The sequence below is a fragment of the Halorubrum sp. SP9 genome (genome assembly GCF_005435015.1).
Lineage (GTDB): Archaea > Halobacteriota > Halobacteria > Halobacteriales > Haloferacaceae > Halorubrum > Halorubrum sodomense.
In genome coordinates, this window is the sequence record NZ_SGXU01000242.1 from 1 (window position 1) to 638 (window position 638).

The 638-nt window shown below is 50.9% G+C and carries 1 protein-coding gene; it reads left to right on the top strand.

Features of this window, described 5'->3' with window-relative positions:
* Positions 1-362 precede the first annotated feature (362 nt).
* Positions 363-638: hypothetical protein (locus EXE45_RS20920; protein WP_206750501.1), on the top strand; the 276-nt coding region annotated here is incomplete at its 3' end.

A 638-nucleotide genomic window follows, 5' to 3' on the forward strand; every position in this document is an offset into this window, starting at 1 on the left:
GTTGGTAATAAGACCGTCTCACGTATATGTGGTTCGACGGACCACCTGTCGGTTGATATCTTCTCGTCACTGAGAAGGTGGCTTCCGCTCGCAACGTGGTAGTCACGAACCTACCACTGGTGGCGGCCAGAACGGAGGTCCACACGAGAATCGCACCCACAAGAATGTGAATCGGGAAGCCCCGAACGAGAAAGATGGGGTAGCCAACACGGAGTCGAGTGTGGCCGCGCAAAGAGTCGCTCCGCTGAGAGGGATCTCGCCTGGCAGTTTTACAAAATAAGTCAGCAGACACATACACAATTTTATACAATAACATCTAAACAAATGGTTCGATATTTAACACATGCTGACAATATATCAGTATGCGGAAACCACGGGTCCGCGATGAACAGAGAGTCCCATCATCGACGCAGACCTACGAGAGCAACGCCAAATTGCTTGGACTCCTGCTGTGGGCCCTGGTTGTGGCGCAGATGTCTGTGTTTATTCTTCTTCGCGACCAGCTACGCATCCTCTCTCCAGGAGAAATAGTGTCGTTACTATTCAGTATCGGTAGTGTTGTTGCGGTCATGCTGATTGCTTGGCCACTGCTGTATCGATTACTCAGTGGGTGGCGTCACACAGATCACGATGTGACC